19 protein-coding genes are annotated in these 16,418 nt (G+C 70.4%); 5 read left to right on the forward strand and 14 right to left on the reverse strand.

Translation table 11 applies throughout. The features are described 5' to 3' along the window. Positions 1-4 precede the first annotated feature (4 nt). Both AB9M23_RS08465 and AB9M23_RS08470 read left to right on the forward strand, forming a co-directional pair. Entirely contained in the window at positions 5-403 is a 399-nt protein-coding gene (locus AB9M23_RS08465; RefSeq protein WP_372424084.1) for a DUF2237 family protein, read from the forward strand. 73 nt (positions 404-476) lie between these two features. After that, the gene (locus tag AB9M23_RS08470) at positions 477-713 is read left to right on the forward strand and encodes a DUF6894 family protein (RefSeq protein WP_372424085.1); all 237 of its coding nucleotides are present in this window, start codon (positions 477-479) and stop codon (positions 711-713) included. A 25-nt stretch (positions 714-738) separates the two neighbouring features. Here AB9M23_RS08470 and AB9M23_RS08475 read toward each other — a convergent pair whose 3' ends face one another. The 7 genes from AB9M23_RS08475 to AB9M23_RS08505 are packed head-to-tail and all read right to left on the reverse strand — an operon-like array spanning position 739 to position 5,398. Then, entirely contained in the window at positions 739-1,098 is a 360-nt protein-coding gene (locus AB9M23_RS08475) for a hypothetical protein (protein ID WP_372424086.1), read from the reverse strand. Between the two features lie 2 nt (positions 1,099-1,100). Continuing rightward, a complete protein-coding gene (locus AB9M23_RS08480) occupies positions 1,101-1,628 on the reverse strand; it encodes a type II toxin-antitoxin system antitoxin SocA domain-containing protein (RefSeq protein ID WP_372424087.1) in 528 nt (175 codons plus the stop codon). A gap of 60 nt (positions 1,629-1,688) precedes the next feature. Continuing rightward, on the reverse strand, positions 1,689-2,393 hold the full coding sequence (gene dnaQ, locus AB9M23_RS08485) for a DNA polymerase III subunit epsilon (RefSeq protein ID WP_372424088.1): 705 nt from the start codon (positions 2,391-2,393) through the stop codon (positions 1,689-1,691). Positions 2,394-2,417: 24 nt separating this feature from the next. After that, complete coding sequence (gene coaE, locus AB9M23_RS08490) at positions 2,418-3,026, reverse strand: dephospho-CoA kinase (protein ID WP_372424089.1); 609 nt, start codon at positions 3,024-3,026, stop codon at positions 2,418-2,420. Then, positions 3,023-3,880 (reverse strand): shikimate dehydrogenase, encoded by an 858-nt coding sequence (locus tag AB9M23_RS08495; RefSeq protein ID WP_372424090.1) that lies wholly within the window; start codon positions 3,878-3,880, stop codon positions 3,023-3,025. The genes coaE and AB9M23_RS08495 overlap by 4 nt, the downstream gene beginning before the upstream one ends. A 44-nt stretch (positions 3,881-3,924) precedes the next feature. After that, the gene (locus AB9M23_RS08500; protein WP_372424091.1) at positions 3,925-4,548 is read right to left on the reverse strand and encodes a Maf family protein; all 624 of its coding nucleotides are present in this window, start codon (positions 4,546-4,548) and stop codon (positions 3,925-3,927) included. 19 nt (positions 4,549-4,567) lie between these two features. Continuing rightward, on the reverse strand, positions 4,568-5,398 hold the full coding sequence (locus AB9M23_RS08505) for a pyruvate, water dikinase regulatory protein (protein WP_372424092.1): 831 nt from the start codon (positions 5,396-5,398) through the stop codon (positions 4,568-4,570). Positions 5,399-5,818: 420 nt separating this feature from the next. On the opposite strand from AB9M23_RS08505, the gene hemE reads away from it, so the two are divergent. The 3 genes from hemE to rho all read left to right on the forward strand — a co-directional run bounded on the left by hemE (position 5,819) and on the right by rho (position 8,818). After that, the gene (gene hemE, locus AB9M23_RS08510) at positions 5,819-6,856 is read left to right on the forward strand and encodes a uroporphyrinogen decarboxylase (RefSeq protein WP_372424093.1); all 1,038 of its coding nucleotides are present in this window, start codon (positions 5,819-5,821) and stop codon (positions 6,854-6,856) included. A 9-nt stretch (positions 6,857-6,865) separates the two neighbouring features. Beyond that, positions 6,866-7,303, forward strand: a complete 438-nt coding sequence (gene hemJ / locus AB9M23_RS08515) for a protoporphyrinogen oxidase HemJ (RefSeq protein ID WP_372424094.1) — start codon at positions 6,866-6,868, stop codon at positions 7,301-7,303. Positions 7,304-7,492: 189 nt separating this feature from the next. After that, complete coding sequence (gene rho, locus AB9M23_RS08520; RefSeq protein ID WP_029032109.1) at positions 7,493-8,818, forward strand: transcription termination factor Rho; 1,326 nt, start codon at positions 7,493-7,495, stop codon at positions 8,816-8,818. A 147-nt stretch (positions 8,819-8,965) separates the two neighbouring features. On the opposite strand, the gene AB9M23_RS08525 is transcribed toward rho, so the two are convergent. The 7 genes from AB9M23_RS08525 to AB9M23_RS08555 all read right to left on the reverse strand — a co-directional run bounded on the left by AB9M23_RS08525 (position 8,966) and on the right by AB9M23_RS08555 (position 16,372). Further along, complete coding sequence (locus AB9M23_RS08525) at positions 8,966-9,556, reverse strand: NAD(P)H-dependent oxidoreductase (protein ID WP_372424095.1); 591 nt, start codon at positions 9,554-9,556, stop codon at positions 8,966-8,968. After that, positions 9,556-10,137 (reverse strand): NAD(P)H-dependent oxidoreductase, encoded by a 582-nt coding sequence (locus tag AB9M23_RS08530; protein WP_372424096.1) that lies wholly within the window; start codon positions 10,135-10,137, stop codon positions 9,556-9,558. The genes AB9M23_RS08525 and AB9M23_RS08530 overlap by 1 nt, the downstream gene beginning before the upstream one ends. Before the next feature lie 416 nt (positions 10,138-10,553). Next, entirely contained in the window at positions 10,554-11,969 is a 1,416-nt protein-coding gene (locus AB9M23_RS08535) for an FAD-binding oxidoreductase (RefSeq protein ID WP_372424098.1), read from the reverse strand. A 37-nt stretch (positions 11,970-12,006) separates the two neighbouring features. Next, positions 12,007-13,389: a cytosine deaminase gene (locus tag AB9M23_RS08540; RefSeq protein WP_372424099.1), complete on the reverse strand. Its 1,383-nt coding sequence runs from the start codon at positions 13,387-13,389 to the stop codon at positions 12,007-12,009. Beyond that, entirely contained in the window at positions 13,390-14,310 is a 921-nt protein-coding gene (locus tag AB9M23_RS08545; protein ID WP_372424100.1) for an ABC transporter permease, read from the reverse strand. Between the two features lie 16 nt (positions 14,311-14,326). Further along, positions 14,327-15,256: an ABC transporter ATP-binding protein gene (locus tag AB9M23_RS08550; protein ID WP_372424101.1), complete on the reverse strand. Its 930-nt coding sequence runs from the start codon at positions 15,254-15,256 to the stop codon at positions 14,327-14,329. 90 nt (positions 15,257-15,346) lie between these two features. Continuing rightward, on the reverse strand, positions 15,347-16,372 hold the full coding sequence (locus tag AB9M23_RS08555; protein ID WP_372424102.1) for an ABC transporter substrate-binding protein: 1,026 nt from the start codon (positions 16,370-16,372) through the stop codon (positions 15,347-15,349). Between the last annotated feature and the right edge of the window lie 46 nt (positions 16,373-16,418).

Here is a 16,418-nt window from a genome sequence, read left to right on the forward strand (position 1 = left end):
GCCGATGAACGACATGTCGCGACGGTTCGAGCGCGGGGGCGGCGCCCGCAACGTGCTCGGCGGTCCGCTCGCCCTGTGCTGCGCGTCGCCGCGCACCGGCTTCTTCCGCGACGGCTTCTGCAACACGGCGGCGGAGGACGTCGGCACGCACGTGATCTGTGCCGTCGTCACCGACGAATTCCTGCGCTTCAGCCAGGGCCGCGGCAACGACCTGCTGACGCCCCGCCCCGAGTTCGACTTCCCCGGCCTGCGGGCGGGCGACGGCTGGTGCCTGTGCGCGCTGCGCTGGCGCGAGGCGCTGGAGGCGGGCGTCGCCCCGAAGGTCAGGCTCGCCGCGACGCATGCGCGCGCCCTCGACTTCGTGCGCCTCGCGGACCTGGAAGCCCACGCGGTCGAGGCGTAGGTGCCCCGCGTGCTGCGGTGCGGGAACGGCCCGCCCGGCCGCGCCGTTTCCCCCGCGTGACACGAGGAGAGCCATGCCGGTCTACTATTTCCACATCCGCTCCGACCGCGGCGTCCATCCCGACATGGCCGGCGTGCGCCTGCCCGACGGCGAGGCCGTGCGCCGCGAGGCGATCGACCGCGCCCTCGTCGAGATGGCGGAGGGCGAGAAGCACGCGCAGGACCGCACCGGCTGGGCCTTCGACATCCGCGACGACCACGACCGCCCGGTGCTGGAGCTGCCGTTCAGCGAGGCGATCCCGCAGGGGTGACGGGAACGGTCTCGAAGCTTCGGCGTCACGACAGCGCTTCGATGATTCGCCGCCGGTCTTCCTCCCTGAGCGTCGTCGCCATCGTGAGCAGCTTGATGATCTCTCCGCACAGGCTCTCGTGTATCTCACCCACGATGCCGTTCCTGTCGACGCTGTCCTGAACGATGTAGTCGTCGATCTCCAGGGGATCCCCGCATTCCAGGTAGCGGTCGTGGTCTAGGAACGTGTGTAGCGGGTCGCGTACGAGCTTCACGACTGGCGGCCAACGTCGCGTGTTGATCCTGTAGAAGTATCCGAGGGTCGGTTCCACGCAGGCGACCATCTTCGGCTTCGGCGGACGAACGGTGCCGTCGGGAATGACGATGACCTGCCGGGGCCTCAACACCTTCAGAGCCTCATGAAGCGTGCTTTTTCCCGGAGCATCTCGATGACCTCCTCCTTGTCGGGACGATCGTCGAGCATGTCCTCGTAGCGCATGTATCCGAGTTCCGCGGCTTGCCAGTCCGGGCCGTGAGTCGCCGCCGTCCGCTCGTTGAAGCTCATCGACAGCGAGCGCTCGAGGCCGGCGCGGAGATGCTCCTGATTGCTTTGCGAGAGTGCGGACGTGTCGACCTGCGCCGATCCCGTCGGGGTCAGCCGGTAGCCCCCGAGGCTCCACGGCACGCTCTCGACGCCGAGCTCGGCGAGCCACAGCGACTCGGCTTTCGCCATCTCGTAGATCTCGAGCGGAACCGGGCCGAACCGCATCGCGCGATACGTGGCCCCGAAGATGGGCCTGAGGTGCGCGTTGAGATGCGATCGGTCGGCGAAATAGCACGCTTTGAGCGCCGCGTGCAGATCGATCCCGGGATGGTCGGAGACCATCCTGTGCAGGGCTGCAAAGGCCTTGTCGACGGCGAACTTGAAGCGGATCATGCCGGAAGAATAAGAATTCGGCTCGACAAGCGCAACCTGCCTCGATCCGGCCGGCGCGCCCTACTCCGCCGCCTCTCGCGCCCGAAGGTAATCCCCCCACACCGTCTCGCCCTTGAACCCAGCCAGGAACGCCGCATGCGCCTCGCGCTCGGCGTCGGTGAGACGCGGCGGGGCCGGGCGCCGCGCCACGGCGGGCGCACCCGCGACGAGGGGGCCGCGGGCGAGGCTCGGGGCCGCGAGCCCGAGATCGACCTGCTTGCCACCGATCAGCTCGATGTAGACTTCCGCCAGCAGCTCCGCGTCGAGCAGCGCGCCGTGCTTGGTGCGCCGCGCGTTGTCGATGCCGAAGCGGCTGCACAGGGCGTCCAGGCTCGCCGGCGCTCCGGGGAACTTGCGCCTGGCCATCATCAGCGTGTCGAGCACCTGCGCGGCGGGCCAGCGCGGGCGGCCGAGCCGCTCGAGCTCCATGTCGATGAAGCCCATGTCGAAGGGCGCGTTGTGGATGACGAGCCGCGCACCCTCCACGAAGGCGAGGAAGTCGTCGCAGATCGCCCCGAACACGGGCTTGTCGGCGAGGAAGTCGTCGGAGAGGCCGTGCACCTGGAAGGCGCCCTCCGACATCGCTCGCTCCGGATTGACGTAGCGATGCCAGGTCCGCCCGGTCGGGATCTGGTTGAGGAGTTCGACGCAGCCGATCTCGACGATGCGGTCGCCCAGGTTGGCGTCTCGGCCGGTGGTCTCGGTGTCGAGGACGATCTCGCGCAAGGCTCGGGCTCCGGCAGGCTCTGGTCAGGGGCGCGCCGCGCGGCCGTGACGGCCGGCGAGCGCGCGCACGATATCGCGGACCTGCCGCTCGGCGGAAGGGAAGCCGCGGCTCGTATCCACCAGGAAATGCGCGCGGGCGCGCTTCTCCACGTCCGGCACCTGCCGGGCGAGGATGCCGGCGAGCTTCTCCGGCGTCATCTCCGGGCGCGCCAGCACCCGCGCGCGCTGGACCGCCTCCGGCGCCGTGACCACGCAGACCGCGTCGCACAGGCGCTCGCTCCCGGTCTCGAGGAGAAGCGGCACGTCGAGCACCGCGAGCGGCGCGCCGGACGCCCGCGCCCGCCCGAGGAAGGCCGCGCGCTCCGCCGAGACGAGCGGGTGGACGATGGCCTCGAGCCGCGCCATCGCCTCGGGCCTGCCGATCACCATCGGCCCGAGCGCGGCGCGGTCGACGACGCCGCCCTTCGTCGCGCCGGGGAACGACGCCTCGATCGCCGGCGCTGCCGCGCCCGCGTAGAGCCGGTGCACCGTGGCGTCGGCGTCGTGCACGGGGGCGCCGGCGCGGCGGAACATGGCGGCCGTCGCCGACTTGCCCATGCCGATCGAACCGGTGAGGCCGAGGACGAAGGTCATCGCCGGACGCTCTCCGCCGACGGCCGCGCGAGATCCGCCTCGACGAGTGCGCGCAGCTCCGGCGTCACCTCCGGACGCCGGCCGAACCACCGCGCGAAGCCGGGCGCCGCCTGGTGCAGCAGCATGCCGAGCCCATCCACCGTGGCGAGACCGCGCGCGCGCGCCGTGCGCAGGAGATCCGTCTCCAGCGGGGCGTAGACGATGTCCGCGACGGCCGCCCCGTCCGGCAGCGCGGCGAGGTCGAGCGCGAGCGGATCCTTGCCGGTCATCCCGAGCGAGGTGGCGTTGACGAGGAGATCGACGCCCCCGAGCATCCGCTCCACCTCGACGAAGGCCAGCGCGGCCACCCGCCGCGGATCGAAGCCCACGAGCGGCTCCGCCTTCCCGACGTCCCGCGCCGCGACGACGACCCGGGCGAGCCCCCGGTCGAGGAGCCCCGCCGCCACCGCCCGCGCCGCGCCGCCGGCACCGAGCACCAGCGCCCGCGGCAGCCGCGCCTCCCATCCTGTGCCGAGCCCGGCGTCGAGGCTCTCGACGAACCCGGTGACGTCGGTGTTGTCGCCGACGAGAACCCCATCCTCCAGCCACACCGTGTTGACCGCCCGCAGCCGCTGCGCCCGGGCGCTCGGGGCATCGACGAGGCGGAAGGCGGCCTCCTTGTGGGGGATCGTGACGTTGCCGCCGACGTAGCCCTCGCGCGCGAGCCCGCGCAGGAAGCCGGGAAAGGCGTCGGGCGCGACGTCGACGCGCTCGTATCTGCCGGCGATGCCCATGCGCTCCAGCCAATGGCCGTGGATCATGGGCGAGCGGGAATGGGCGATCGGATGCCCGGCGACGAAGGCTCTCGGCGGCATGGTCTCTCTCGGCGTCCAGGTCTGCGTCGAAGAGGAAGGCGGCGTCACAGCGCGAGCGCTCCCAGGTCACGAAAGGCGGCGAGCAGCGGCAGGATCGGCAGGCCGAGGATCGTCGCATGATCCCCCTCGACCCGTGCGAAGAGGTGGGCGCCGACGCCTTCGAGCTGGTAGCCGCCCACGCTGGTCGTCACGGCCCCCCCGGCGCAGGCGAGATAGAGGTCGATCGCGTCCGCGTCGAGCGGGCGCATGTCGAGCCGCGCGGTCTCGACGAAGGCGGCGACGACGGCGCCGTCCCGGGCGATCGCCACGCCGGAATGGAGCGCGTGCGTGCGCCCGGCCAGCGCCGCGATCTGCGCCCGCGCCTCCTCCCGCGAGGCCGGCTTGTGGAAGAGCCTCTCGCCCAGCGCCAGGGTCTGGTCGGCGCCGATCACGAGAGCGCCGGGCCGCGCGCCCGAGACCGACAGCGCCTTCTGGCGGGCGAGGAGCACCGCCAGCGCGTCGGGCGCGAGACCCTCGGCCCGGGCGCCCGCCTCGATCGCGCGCTCGTCCACCTCCGGCGGCACGGCCTCGAAGGGCAGCCCGGTCGAGGCCAGCAGCGCGCGCCGCGTCGCCGAGGTCGAGGCGAGGACGAGGGGGGCCGGATCGCGCCAGAGGAAGGCGTCGCTCATCGATCGATCTCCCCGGCCCTCACGTCGCGATGAACTTCATGCGATGGGCGCGGTAGTGCTCCAGGATCGCCGCGGCCGTCTCCTCGATCGAGCGGCGCGTCACGTCGATCACCGGCCAGTGCTTGCGGGCGAAGAGCTTGCGCGAGTAGGCGATCTCCTCGGTCACCCGGTCCTTGTCGGCGTAGTCGGATTCGTCCGACGCGTTGAGGGACAGGAGCCGGTTCTGGCGGATCTGGACGATGCGCTCCGGGCTCGCGACGAGGCCCACGAAGAGCGGCTTCTTCGCGTTCTCGATCTGCGGCGGCAGCGGCACGTTCGGGACGAGCGGGATGTTGGCCGTCTTGAGCCCGCGATTGGCGAGGTAGATGGCGGTGGGCGTCTTCGAGGTGCGCGAGACGCCGATCAGCACCACGTCGGCCTCCTCGATGTCGGTCGGCAATTGGCCGTCGTCGTGGAAGAGGGTGAAGTTCATCGCGTCGATGCGCTTGAAGTAGTCGGCGTTGAGCATGTGCTGCGCGCCGGGCCGCGCCGTCGAGGCCGCGCCGAGATAGGATTGCAGCAGCGCGTGCACCGGCGAGAGCACCGAGAGCGCCGGCGAGCCGTTCTCCCGGCAGGATTCCTCCAGCCGCTGTGCGAGGTCCTGCTCCACGAGCGTGTAGAGCACGATGCCGGGCGCCGCCTCGATTTCGGCGATCACCCGCTCGAGCTGCGTCCCCGAGCGCACCAGCGGGTAGACGTGCTCGATGGCGGACACGCCCTCGTATTGCGCCGCCACCGCGCGGGCGACGGTGATCAGCGTCTCGCCCGTCGAATCGGAGACGAGATGCAGGTGGAAGTAGCTTCGCGCCAAGGGCCCGCCTCCTTCGCCGTGACGTCCTCGCCGTCCCCAGGCCGACGGTCGGGGGAGTCGATGAGTGTGGATAAAGCCCCCCGGCGCGCGGGTCCAGCCGGAGGCCTGTGGAGGACGCCTCCATACCGTCAACACCGGATGTTCTGGGGAAGCCCGCGGCGGCTATGGTGGGAAATGCGGGCGCGGGGTGCGCGGCCGGGCCGGACGCCGGCGCAACGGGATCGTTAACGTTTTGTTAGGGATTGCGATTCCGGATTCGCTCGACGACCGCGTCAACCCTTTCTCGAGGCTTTCACGGCGGGCCCCGCATGTGGAGGGGCTGTGGACGGCGTTGCGGCAGCCCTGTACCCCTGCCAAGCAGAAACAGGATTCGATTCTAGAAAGAATTTCTGATTTGAGAGGGAAGGGGGAGGAACGCGGATGACCGAGAAGCCGGCACGCAAGCTCATGCGGGTGCTCGACGGCGAGGCCGTCTGGCCGCAGCCGATCTGGCTGATGCGCCAGGCGGGTCGATACCTGCCCGAGTACAAGAAAACCCGCGCCACGGCCGGCGGGTTCCTGGCCATGTGCTACGACCCTGATTTCGCGGTGGAGGTGACCCTCCAGCCGATCCGGCGCTTCGGCTTCGACGCGTCGATCCTGTTCTCCGACATCCTCGTCGTCCCCCACGCGCTCGGCCAGGAGGTCTGGTTCGAGGAGGGCGAGGGCCCGCGGCTCACGCCCATCTCCACGCTGGACGACGTCAGGCGGCTGGGCGAGGGGCGCGACCCGCTCGAGCACCTCGCGCCGGTCATCGAGACCGTGCGGCGGCTGCGGGCCGAGCTGCCCGCCGAGACGACGCTGCTCGGCTTCTGCGGCGCGCCCTGGACGCTCGCGAGCTACATGATCGCCGGCCGCTCCAGCCCCGAGCAGGCGCCCTTGCGGCTTGCCGCCTACCGCGATCCCGCCTTCCTCGCCGCCCTGATCGAGACGCTCGTCGAGACCTCGATCCGCTACCTCGTCGCGCAGATCGACGCCGGCGCCGACGCGGTCCAGATCTTCGAGAGCATGGGCACGAGCCTGCCGCCCTCGATGGTCGAGAGCGTCTCGCTCGGCCCGCTGCGGCGTATCGTCGAGGGCGTGAAGGCGGCGCGGCCGCATGCCAAGGCGATCGTCTTCGTACGCGGCGGCGGGCATCTCCATCGGCTCGCCGCGGCGGGCTTCGCGGATGCGGTCGGCATCGACTGGCAGACGGACATCGCCGAGGCCGTGGCGCGCCTGCCGGCGGGGCTGGCGAGCCAGGGCAACCTCGATCCGCAGGCGCTCGTCGCCGGCGGGCGGGCGCTGGAGGAGGGCATCGACGCGATTCTCGCGGCGACCCGCGGGCGTCCGCACGTGTTCAACCTCGGCCACGGCATCGAGAAGGACACGCCGATCCCCCACGTCGAGGCGATGATCGCCCGCGTGCGCGGCAGCTGACGGGACCCCATGCTCGACGGATATCTCTGGCTCAAGAGCCTGCACGTCATCGCCATCATCGCCTGGATGGCGGGGCTGCTCTACCTGCCGCGGCTGTTCGTCTACCACACGGGCGCGCAGCCGGGCACGCCGCAGTCCGAGACCTTCAAGGTAATGGAGCGCCGGCTCTTGAAGGCGATCACGACGCCGGCGATGATCGTCTCCGTGGTCACCGGGCTGTGGCTCGCCTTCCTCGGCGGCTGGTGGAGCGAGGGCTGGCTGCACGGCAAGCTGCTGCTGGTCCTCGGCCTTCTCGTCTCGCATCATCTGATGGGGCGGTACGTGAAGGCCTTCGCGGCGGACGCCAACGACAAGTCCTCGAAGTTCTTCAGGGTCTTCAACGAGGCCCCGACGCTCCTGATGATCGGCATCGTCGTCCTCGTGATCGTGAAACCGATTCTCTGGTGAAGGCGTTTTGGGGTTGAGCGTCGCGGGAAAACGCGATATGCAGCCCTACCCTCCCCTCGAGTGACAGGTCGCGCTTCCCCTCGGGCGATCCGGTCCCGGCTCCTTCGCCGGCAACCGTCCCGCGAAGCGGTGTCTCACCACCGACCCGGCCCGAACCGCCCTGTCGCCTCGCCTCAGCGCGAACGCCCCATGATCGAAGACGACATCATCAACGCACCGATCCGCGAGACCTCGGACACGGCTCCCGCCATGCGGGAGATCAAGCTCCAGGATCTCAAGTCGAAGACCGCGACCGAGCTCACCACCTTCGCGGAGGAGCTCGAGGTCGAGAACGCCAGCACCATGCGCAAGCAGGAGCTGATGTTCGCGATCCTCAAGCAGCTCGCCGCCCGCGAGGTGGAGATCATCGGCGAGGGCGTCGTCGAGACCCTGCAGGACGGCTTCGGCTTCCTGCGCTCGTCGGACTCGAACTACCTGCCCGGTCCCGACGACATCTACATCTCGCCCTCGCAGATCCGCCGCTTCGGTCTGCGCACCGGCGACACGGTCGAGGGCCCGATCCGGGGACCGAAGGAGGGAGAGCGCTACTTCGCGCTCCTGAAGGTCAACACGGTCAATTTCGAGGATCCCGAGAAGATCCGCCACAAGGTCCACTTCGACAACCTGACGCCGCTCTACCCGACGGAGCGGCTCAAGCTCGAGCAGCAGGACCCGACGCGCAAGGACTACTCGGCGCGGATCATCGACATCGTCTCGCCGATCGGCAAGGGCCAGCGCGGCCTCATCGTCGCGCCGCCGCGCACCGGCAAGACCGTGCTGATGCAGAACATCGCGCAGTCGATCACCACGAATCACCCCGAGTGTTACCTCATCGTGCTGCTCATCGACGAGCGGCCGGAGGAGGTCACCGACATGCAGCGCTCGGTGAAGGGCGAGGTCATCGCCTCGACCTTCGACGAGCCGGCGGTGCGCCACGTGCAGGTGGCCGAGATGGTGATCGAGAAGGCCAAGCGCCTCGTCGAGCATGGCCGCGACGTGGTCATCCTGCTCGATTCGATCACCCGGCTGGGCCGCGCCTACAACACGGTCGTGCCGTCCTCGGGCAAGGTGCTGACCGGCGGCGTCGACGCCAACGCGCTGCAGCGCCCCAAGCGCTTCTTCGGCGCGGCGCGCAACATCGAGGAGGGCGGCTCGCTGACGATCATCGCGACCGCGCTGATCGACACCGGCTCGCGCATGGACGAGGTGATCTTCGAGGAGTTCAAGGGCACCGGCAACTCCGAGATCATCCTCGACCGCAAGGTGGCCGACAAGCGCACCTTCCCGGCGCTGGACATCACCCGTTCCGGCACCCGCAAGGAGGAGCTGCTCGTCCCGCCCGACCAGCTCAAGAAGACCTACGTCCTGCGCCGCATCCTCAACCCGATGGGCACCGTCGACGCCATCGAGTTCCTGCTCGACAAGCTGCGCGCCACCAAGTCGAACGGCGAGTTCTTCGATTCGATGAACACCTGACGCTCGAGCCGCCCCCTCCCCGCAGGGGAGGACGACGGCCGAAGGACGGAGGGTGGGGAGGACGGCGGGCCGGCTCGATCGTGCTCCGAACGGCCCCACCGCCCGCGCTTCGCGCGGACTCCTCCCCTCCGGGGAGGAACAATCGCCTCAGCCCAGCCGCGTCAGCCGTGCGGCCACACGGTCGAGATACCGCGCGCGGTCCGCGGCGCTCGCCGAGTCCATCTCGTGCAGCCCCATCCAGAACGTCCGGCAGCCCTTCGCGCACAGCACGCCGAGCCCCGTGAGCAGCATGCGCCGGCCGGGCATGCCCATGAACCACCACCACCAGCGCGGCGCGCCGAGCGTCGAGATCGCGCCCAGCACGCGGATATTGGTGAGCACCCGCGTGATCGGCCGCCCCGGCTGCGGCATGCCGAACGTGGCGTGGGGCACGAAGACGCGCTCGACGAAGCCCTTGAGCATGGCGGGCGGGCCGTACCACCAGGTGGGGAAGACGAAGATCAGCGCCTCGCACGCCTTCAGCCGGGCGAGATGGCCCGCCACCGGCACCTCGTTGACGCCGGCCTCGTGATAGGCCCGCCGTTCGTCCGCCGAGAGGACCGGGTCGAAGCCCTCGGCGTAGAGATCGAGCAGATCCACCGCGTGGCCCCCGGCCTCGAGCGCGGCGACCGCGCGGTCGCGCACCGCCGCGTTGAAGCTCTCCGGCACCGGGTGGCAGTAGACCAGGAGAACGCGCATCACACCCCCGAGAGCGTCGCCGCGACCCGCTTCAGGAAGGCCTCGCGGCTCTGCGGCGTGGCGTTGTTCATGTCGTAATGCGCGAGATAGGCGGTGCGTGCGGTCGGAGCCGCGAGCACCCGCAGCATGCGCATGACGCAGCGCCGCGGCGGATCGCCCATCAGGAAGGCGCGCCAGCGCGTGGCGCCGTAGGTCGTCACCGACATCAGGACCCGGATGTTGCGCAAGGCGGGCGCCACCTTGCCGTCGGCGATGACGAAGCTGACACCCGGCAGGAAGACGCGGTCGAGGAAGCCCTTGAGGATCGCCGGGAAGCCGAAGTTCCAGACCGGGTTGACCAGGACGAGCCCCTCGGCTGCCTCGAGCCGCCGGACGTAGTCCTCCACCGGTGCGCGGTTCGAGGGCGTCTCGTGGTAGCCACGCCGCTCCGCACAGGAGAGGACCGGGTCGAAGCCCTCGGCATAGAGGTCGCAATCGTCGACCTCGTGCCCGCGGGCGGTCAGCGTCTCGACGACGGTCCGGTGGAGGGCCGCGACGTAGCTCTCCGGGTCGGGATGGGCGTAGAGGACGAGGATGCGCATGTCACCACTTCCTCCCCTCTCCCGCGAGGGAGAGGGGCAGGGGATGAGGGAATGCCGACGCAGGATGTTGGTGCCGTCGACGAAGCGGGTGGCGGGCGGGACGGACCTCGAGGGGCGGGGCGGCTATTCTCCTTCCCTGTAGGGGAAGGTGGATCGGCGCGCAGCGCCGAGACGGATGGGGCGCGCGGAACGCGCGTTCGGCGAAGCCGAAGAGCGACGGCGGCAGCGGACACGGCGGCTTCCGCTTCGCGGAACGCGTCGCTGCGCGCCGCGCCCCATCCGTCACGCAGCCTTCGGCTGCGCGCCACCTTCCCCTACGGGGAAGGACAGGGACGCGCGCGCCTCCAGAGCACACTCCACGACACTCCGTGACCCTCCGGATCCTCTCCGGGCGCGAAGACACCCTGGCGCCCATCTCACCCCTCCGCCAGGGCGCGGAACAGGAAGGTCTTGCCCGAGCGGTAGTCGTAGCTCGGGTCCTCCCAGGCGATCATCTTGCCGGGGTTGAGCAGGCCCTGCGGGTCGGCCTCCTGCTTGAAGGCGAGCTGGACGGCGTCGGTCTGCTTCATGCCGCCCTCCTCCAGCGTGTAGCGGTGCGGGTTGAAGATCGGCGCGCCCATCTCCTCGTGGATCGCCATGATCTCCTCCAGCCGCTCCTCGCTGGTGAAGCGCACCAGCGGCAGGCCGAAGCAGGTGACCTTGCCGTCGAACTTCACGAACTCGAGGTGGGCGGGCAGCTCCTCGCCGAAGCGCTCGTGGATCCGCGTCACGAGTTCGACCTGGTTCGGGAACGGATAGAGGACCTGGAGGTAGGTGATCGTCGGGTCGTCGCGCAGGGCCCGCAGCGTGGTGTGGTTCCACGACAGCTCGAACACCGGGGGCAGGCCCTTGAGGTCCTCGGCCGGCAGCGTGTCGTTGCGAAACAAGAGCTCCGCGCCGGGATGGCGCCCCGCCACCGCGAGGTAGGAGGAGAGGGCGAAGTCGGCGACCATCGCGAGCACGAGATGCTTCTCGCGCGGCAGGTACTTGCGGTGCCGCTTGAAGTGGTCGTGCGGCACGGGCGCCGCGACGACGGCGAGCTCCTTGAGCAGGAGCCCGTCCTGCTCGCCCGCGGCGTTGGCGAACGCGGTCGCCTCCCGCAGCGTGTCGAAGCCGTGGATGACGTCGACCCAGGCATAGGCCGGGGCGAGCGGCATCTCGACCCTGGTGATGATGCCGTTGGTGCCGTAGGCGTGCGAGACCTTGTGCAGGTCGTCGCCGGTCAGCGTCAGCACCCGCGGGCTCGCCTCCATCGTCACCACCTCGAGCGAGATGATGTTGCCCGCGTCCCGCAGCCCGCCCCAGCGGATCGAACCGACGCCACCCGAGCCGCCGGCGACGAAGCCGCCGATCGAGGCGGTGTGGTAGGTCGACGGGTGCAGCCGCATCTCCTGGCGGGAGTCCGCGCGGGTCTCCTTGTCGATCGCGGCGATCACCGCGCCCGGCTCGGCCACGACGCTGCCGTGCCGGATCTCTTGGACCGCGCAGAAGAGCGACAGGTCGAGCACGATGCCGCCCGACAGCGGCATCGCCTGCCCGTAATTGCCGGTCCCCGTCCCGCGCGGCGTCACCGGGATGCCGAGCGCATGCGCGGCGGCGAGCGTGTGCACGACCTCGTCGCGGGAGCGCGGGAAGACCACGATCTCGCCGGTGACCGCGTCGAGCTGGCGCTTGAGGATGGGGGAGTACCAGTAGAAGTCCCGGCTCTTCTGCTTGACGAGGGCGGGGTTGCGCTCGGTCCGGATGCCGTCGAGGCGCGCCTCCAGGGCGTCGATGTCGTAGCGGGCGCTCATGGTCACTCCTGTGGGGGCACGCGGTCTTGGTCTTGGTCTACGGTCGGCGGTGCATCAGGTCGTCGAGCTCGGAATAGTCGGGCGGGCTCGACGCGAGGGGGCGGCCGGCGGCGAGGACGATGCGGTCGGATTGCGGGCGCGACAGGAGCTCGTCCATCGAGCGGGCGCGCAGGAGGACGAGATCGGCGGCGTCCCCCGCCTCCAGCCGCCCGGCGCGGTCGATGCCCATGACGTCGGCCGGCGTCGCCGCGATCGTCCGCAGCCAGCGGTTCCCCGAATGGTCGAGGTGCAGGATGCGCGTCGCCTCGCGGAAGACCTCGAGGAGGTCGAGGTCGCCGTAGGCGTAGAACGGGTCGCGGGTGTTGTCGGAGGCGACCATCACCGGCACGCCGGCGGCCTCGAGTTCGTGCAGCGGCGCCACCCCGCGCATCCGCGGCGTGCGGCCGGCGGCCCGGTCCTGAAGGTACATGTTGCACATCGGCAGCGAGACGACGGCGATGCGCGCCTGCGCCACCTTGTCGATCACCCGCGCCGCCTCGCCCTCTTCCATCGCCGCCAGCGCGCAGCAATGGCCGGCGAGGATGCGCCCGGGGAAGCGGTTGCGGATCGCGGCGTCGGCGATCCGCTCCAGCGTGCGCGCCTCCGGCGCGAGGCTCTCGTCGACGTGCAGGTCGAGGTCGAGCCCCTCCGCCGCGGCGGTCTTCATCAGAATGTCGAGCGCGCCGTCGATGCGCGCGTCCGGCGCCGACCCGAGGAAGGTGACGGCGCCGAGCACGCCCTCGTAGCGGGCCGTGGTCGAGACGATCTCGTGGAACTGGTGGGGATCCTCGTGGATCAGGTCGAGCGGGAACAGCGACACGCCCTGCAGCGCCACGATGCCGCGCCAGGTCTCGCGCATCTCGGCGAAGACCGGCCAGGAAATCGCCGTCTGGCGCCCGCTCGAATCGATGTGCGTGCGCAGCGCCCCCGTGCCGTGGGCGAGCGCGCAGCGCAGGGAGAAGTCCATCCGCCGCGCCACGTCCTCGGCGCTCCAGTGCGCGTCCCGGTCGGCGGCGACGGCGGAGAGCGCGCCGGGGAAGGTGCCGTCGGGGTTGGGGCGGCGCGGCCAGATGTGGCCCTTGTCGATATGCGTGTGCACGTCGACGAGCCGCGGCAGCAGGATGCGCCCGCCGAGATCCACCCGCGGCAGGTCCTCCCCGTCGAGGTGGAAGCCGCCGGCGGGCCCGATGCCGGCGATGCGCCCGTCCTCGACCACGAGATCGATGCGCGCGAACCCGTCCGCGTCGCCGGCGACGCCGGAGGCCTGGAGAAGGCACAGCGGCGCCCGCGCGTTCTCGATGCGCCAGGCGCGCGCCTCGACGACCTCCCGCGGGAGGGTAGCCGGAGGCGGGCTGGGGCGCGTGGCGAAGGGATCGGTCATTCAGCGCTCCTCGGCGATCGCGCTCTCGTGCCAGCGCCGCAGCAGGAGATGCGAGACGGCGGACAGCGCGAGGAAGATCACGACGCCCGTCAGCGACAGGAGCGCCAGCGCCGCGAACAGACGGGGGATGTTGAGCCGGAACTGGCTCTCCAGGATGCGGTAGGCGAGGCCCGACCCGGCGCCCGCGGAGCCCGCCGCGATCTCGGCGACGACCGCGCCGATCAGCGCGAGGCCGCCGGCGATCTTCAGGCCGGCGAGGAAGTAGGGCAGGGCGGCCGGCCGGCGGAGGTACCACAGTGCCTTGACCCGCGACAGGAAGCGTCCGAGCCAGGGCGGCGCCCAGCGCGGCTTCGTCGCCCCGTAGAGGTCGAACAGCTCGAGCAGGTTGCGATCGACCGACTGCAGGCCGAGGGTGGTGTTCGACAGGATCGGGAAGAAGGCGACGATCCAGGCGCAGGTGAGGACCGCGGCCTCCTGCGGCATGTAGATCAGGAGCAGCGGCGAGATGGCGACGACGGGCGTCACCTGAAGCACCACGGCATAGGGATAGAGCGAGTACTCGACGAGCCGCGACAGCGACAAGAGCACCGCGAGCCCCACCCCGCCCGCGACCGCCAGTGCGAGGCCGAGGAAGGTCGTCTTCAGCGTCTGGAGCAGCGAGGCCCACAGCACCGGCCAGTCCGCGATCATGGTCTGCATGATGCGGCTGGGCGCCGGCAGGATGTAGTGCGGCACCTCCCAGGCGACGACATAGCGCTCCCAGCCGAGGACCACGAGGGCGAACAGCCCGAGCGGCAGGGCGACGCGCAGCAGGCGCGCCGGGTCCGGCCGGCTGCCCGAGGCGCTCGGCGCGGCGGTCTTGCTCGGCGCACCGACGGTCGCGATACGCCCGGCCTCGGCTGCGGCGTTCGCCTCGCTCATGCCGCTCCCCTCCCCCTCAGAGATCCGCGTGGGCGCCGACCGGGCCGGCATCCGCGGCCCGATCCACGGCCCGATCCATGGCCCCATCCATGACCCCATCCATGGCCCCATCCATGGCCCCATCCATCGCACCATGCAGCGCGGCGCTCGCCTCGCGGCAGAGCGCGGCGTAGAGCGGCGTCGTCCGGAAGGCCTCGCTGCGCGGCGTCGGCGCCGCCACCGGGATCTCGGCGACGATCCGCCCCGGCCGCGCGGCCATGACCACGATGCGCGTCGACAGGTAGACGCTCTCGTAGACCGAGTGCGTGACGAAGACCACGGTGCAGCCGAACTCGCGCTGCAGCCGCAGGAGATCGTCGTTCAGCTTGAAGCGGGTGATCTCGTCGAGCGCCGCGAAGGGCTCGTCCATCAGCAGGATCCGCGGGCGCAGCGACAGGGCCCGCGCGATCGAGACGCGCATCTTCATGCCCCCCGACAGCTCCCGCGGATAGGCGTGCGCGAACTTGGAGAGGCCGACGAGATCGAGGCTGGACGCGATCGCGTCCGCCGCGTCGCGGCGCGAGACGCCGCGCAGGCGCAGCGGCAGGAAGACGTTGTCGGCGACGGTCGCCCATGGCATCAGCGTCGGCTCCTGGAAGACGAAGCCGATCTCGCCACGATGATCCTCCGCGGTGCCGCCGCCGATCCAGGCGACGTCCCCCCGCGAAGCCGGGATGAGCCCGGCGAGGATGCGCAGCGCCGTCGACTTGCCGCAGCCGGAGGGGCCGAGCAGCGAGACGAATTCGTTCTCGCGAATGTCGAGGTCGAGGCCGGAGAGCGCGAGCGTGCCGTTGGCGAAGGTCTTGTCGATGCCGCGCAGGGCGACGAGCCCGGCACCCCGCGAAGATCCTTCCGCGGGAGGGCTCTCCGACGGAGGCGGTGACGTCCTTGCCTGTATCGCGCTCATCTGCTGCCGTCGCTGCTCCCCTCGATCATCGCCGCGTCGACCGTCCCCCCCGGGGTTTCGCCGGGGAGGTCCGGTGCCGCGCGGGCCGGCTCACTGCGCGGGGCGCAGCTCGAGGCCGACGCCCTTGTTGACGAAGGCGAGCGTGTAGGCCTGCTCGAACTCCAGGTCCGCGGTGAAGAGGCCGGCCTCGACCATCTTCCCGAAGAAGCTCTCCATGCGCGCGTCCGTCATGGCGCCGATGCCCATCTCCAGCGCGTCGCCCGAATCGACGATGCCGTACTCCTTCATCTTCTCGATGGAATAGGCGATCTGGTCGTCCGTCATCTCGGGGTTGTCGGCCTTGATCATCTCGTTGGCGGCGGCGTTGTCTCCGTAGAGGTAGTTGTACCAGCCGATCGCCGAGCCGTCGACGAAGCACTGGACCACCTCGGGCTCCTCGTCCACCAGCTCGCGGCGGGTCTCGATCGTCGTCGAGTAGGTGTCGAAGCCGAAGTCCGCCAGCAGGAAGACGTTGGGCGCGAATCCCGCCTCGCGCTCCACCGCGAGCGGCTCGGAGGTGAGGTAGCCCTGCTGCACCGCGTCCGTGTCGGCGATGAAGGGCGCCGGGTTGAACGTGTAGGGCTTCACCTGCTCCTCGGTGAAGCCGTACTCGGTGACGAGCCACTGGTAGAAGGTCGCCTGTCCCTCGCGGCCGACATAGATCGACTGCGAATTCTTCAGGCTCTCGAACGTGTCGTGCACGCCCGGATGCGACATCAGGATCTGCGGCTCCTTCTGGAAGCTCGCCGCGACGACGAGCGTCGGGATCTCCTCCTGGATCGCCGAGAAGGCCTGGATCATGTTGCCGCCCATGTAGAAGTCGATGCGGCCGACCGGCAGGAGCATGCGGTTGTTGGCCTGCGGCCCGCCCGGCACGATCTCCACGGACAGCCCGCACGCCTCGTAGGTGCCGTCCGCGACGGCCTGGTAGTAGCCGCCGTGCTCGGCCTGGGCGACCCAATTGGTGCCGAAGCGCACCTCGCGCAGATCGCCGCTCTGGGCGAGCGCCGGAGCGGCGGCCAGGAGAGCGAGCGTCGAGGCTGCGACCGCGCGCCTCGCGGTGGAAGAAAGCGTCATCTTTGCCTATCCCTGCCGGTTCGAATTGCTCGAGGCGTGGGCATGC

It is taken from the genome of Salinarimonas chemoclinalis, from assembly GCF_041514305.1.
Taxonomy (GTDB): domain Bacteria; phylum Pseudomonadota; class Alphaproteobacteria; order Rhizobiales; family Beijerinckiaceae; genus Salinarimonas; species Salinarimonas chemoclinalis.

What these genes read in the sequence shown, in the direction of transcription:
- AB9M23_RS08465 (WP_372424084.1), top strand. Translation starts at nt 5, where the DNA reads ATGAACGACATGTCGCGACGGTTCGAGCGCGGGGGCGGCGCCCGCAAC.
- AB9M23_RS08470 (WP_372424085.1), top strand. Translation starts at nt 477, where the DNA reads ATGCCGGTCTACTATTTCCACATCCGCTCCGACCGCGGCGTCCATCCC.
- AB9M23_RS08480 (WP_372424087.1), bottom strand. Translation starts at nt 1,628, where the DNA reads ATGATCCGCTTCAAGTTCGCCGTCGACAAGGCCTTTGCAGCCCTGCAC.
- coaE (WP_372424089.1), bottom strand. Translation starts at nt 3,026, where the DNA reads ATGACCTTCGTCCTCGGCCTCACCGGTTCGATCGGCATGGGCAAGTCG.
- AB9M23_RS08495 (WP_372424090.1), bottom strand. Translation starts at nt 3,880, where the DNA reads ATGCCGCCGAGAGCCTTCGTCGCCGGGCATCCGATCGCCCATTCCCGC.
- AB9M23_RS08500 (WP_372424091.1), bottom strand. Translation starts at nt 4,548, where the DNA reads ATGAGCGACGCCTTCCTCTGGCGCGATCCGGCCCCCCTCGTCCTCGCC.
- hemE (WP_372424093.1), top strand. Translation starts at nt 5,819, where the DNA reads ATGACCGAGAAGCCGGCACGCAAGCTCATGCGGGTGCTCGACGGCGAG.
- hemJ (WP_372424094.1), top strand. Translation starts at nt 6,866, where the DNA reads ATGCTCGACGGATATCTCTGGCTCAAGAGCCTGCACGTCATCGCCATC.
- rho (WP_029032109.1), top strand. Translation starts at nt 7,493, where the DNA reads ATGATCGAAGACGACATCATCAACGCACCGATCCGCGAGACCTCGGAC.
- AB9M23_RS08525 (WP_372424095.1), bottom strand. Translation starts at nt 9,556, where the DNA reads ATGCGCGTTCTCCTGGTCTACTGCCACCCGGTGCCGGAGAGCTTCAAC.
- AB9M23_RS08530 (WP_372424096.1), bottom strand. Translation starts at nt 10,137, where the DNA reads ATGCGCATCCTCGTCCTCTACGCCCATCCCGACCCGGAGAGCTACGTC.
- AB9M23_RS08535 (WP_372424098.1), bottom strand. Translation starts at nt 11,969, where the DNA reads ATGAGCGCCCGCTACGACATCGACGCCCTGGAGGCGCGCCTCGACGGC.
- AB9M23_RS08540 (WP_372424099.1), bottom strand. Translation starts at nt 13,389, where the DNA reads ATGACCGATCCCTTCGCCACGCGCCCCAGCCCGCCTCCGGCTACCCTC.
- AB9M23_RS08545 (WP_372424100.1), bottom strand. Translation starts at nt 14,310, where the DNA reads ATGAGCGAGGCGAACGCCGCAGCCGAGGCCGGGCGTATCGCGACCGTC.
- AB9M23_RS08550 (WP_372424101.1), bottom strand. Translation starts at nt 15,256, where the DNA reads ATGAGCGCGATACAGGCAAGGACGTCACCGCCTCCGTCGGAGAGCCCT.
- AB9M23_RS08555 (WP_372424102.1), bottom strand. Translation starts at nt 16,372, where the DNA reads ATGACGCTTTCTTCCACCGCGAGGCGCGCGGTCGCAGCCTCGACGCTC.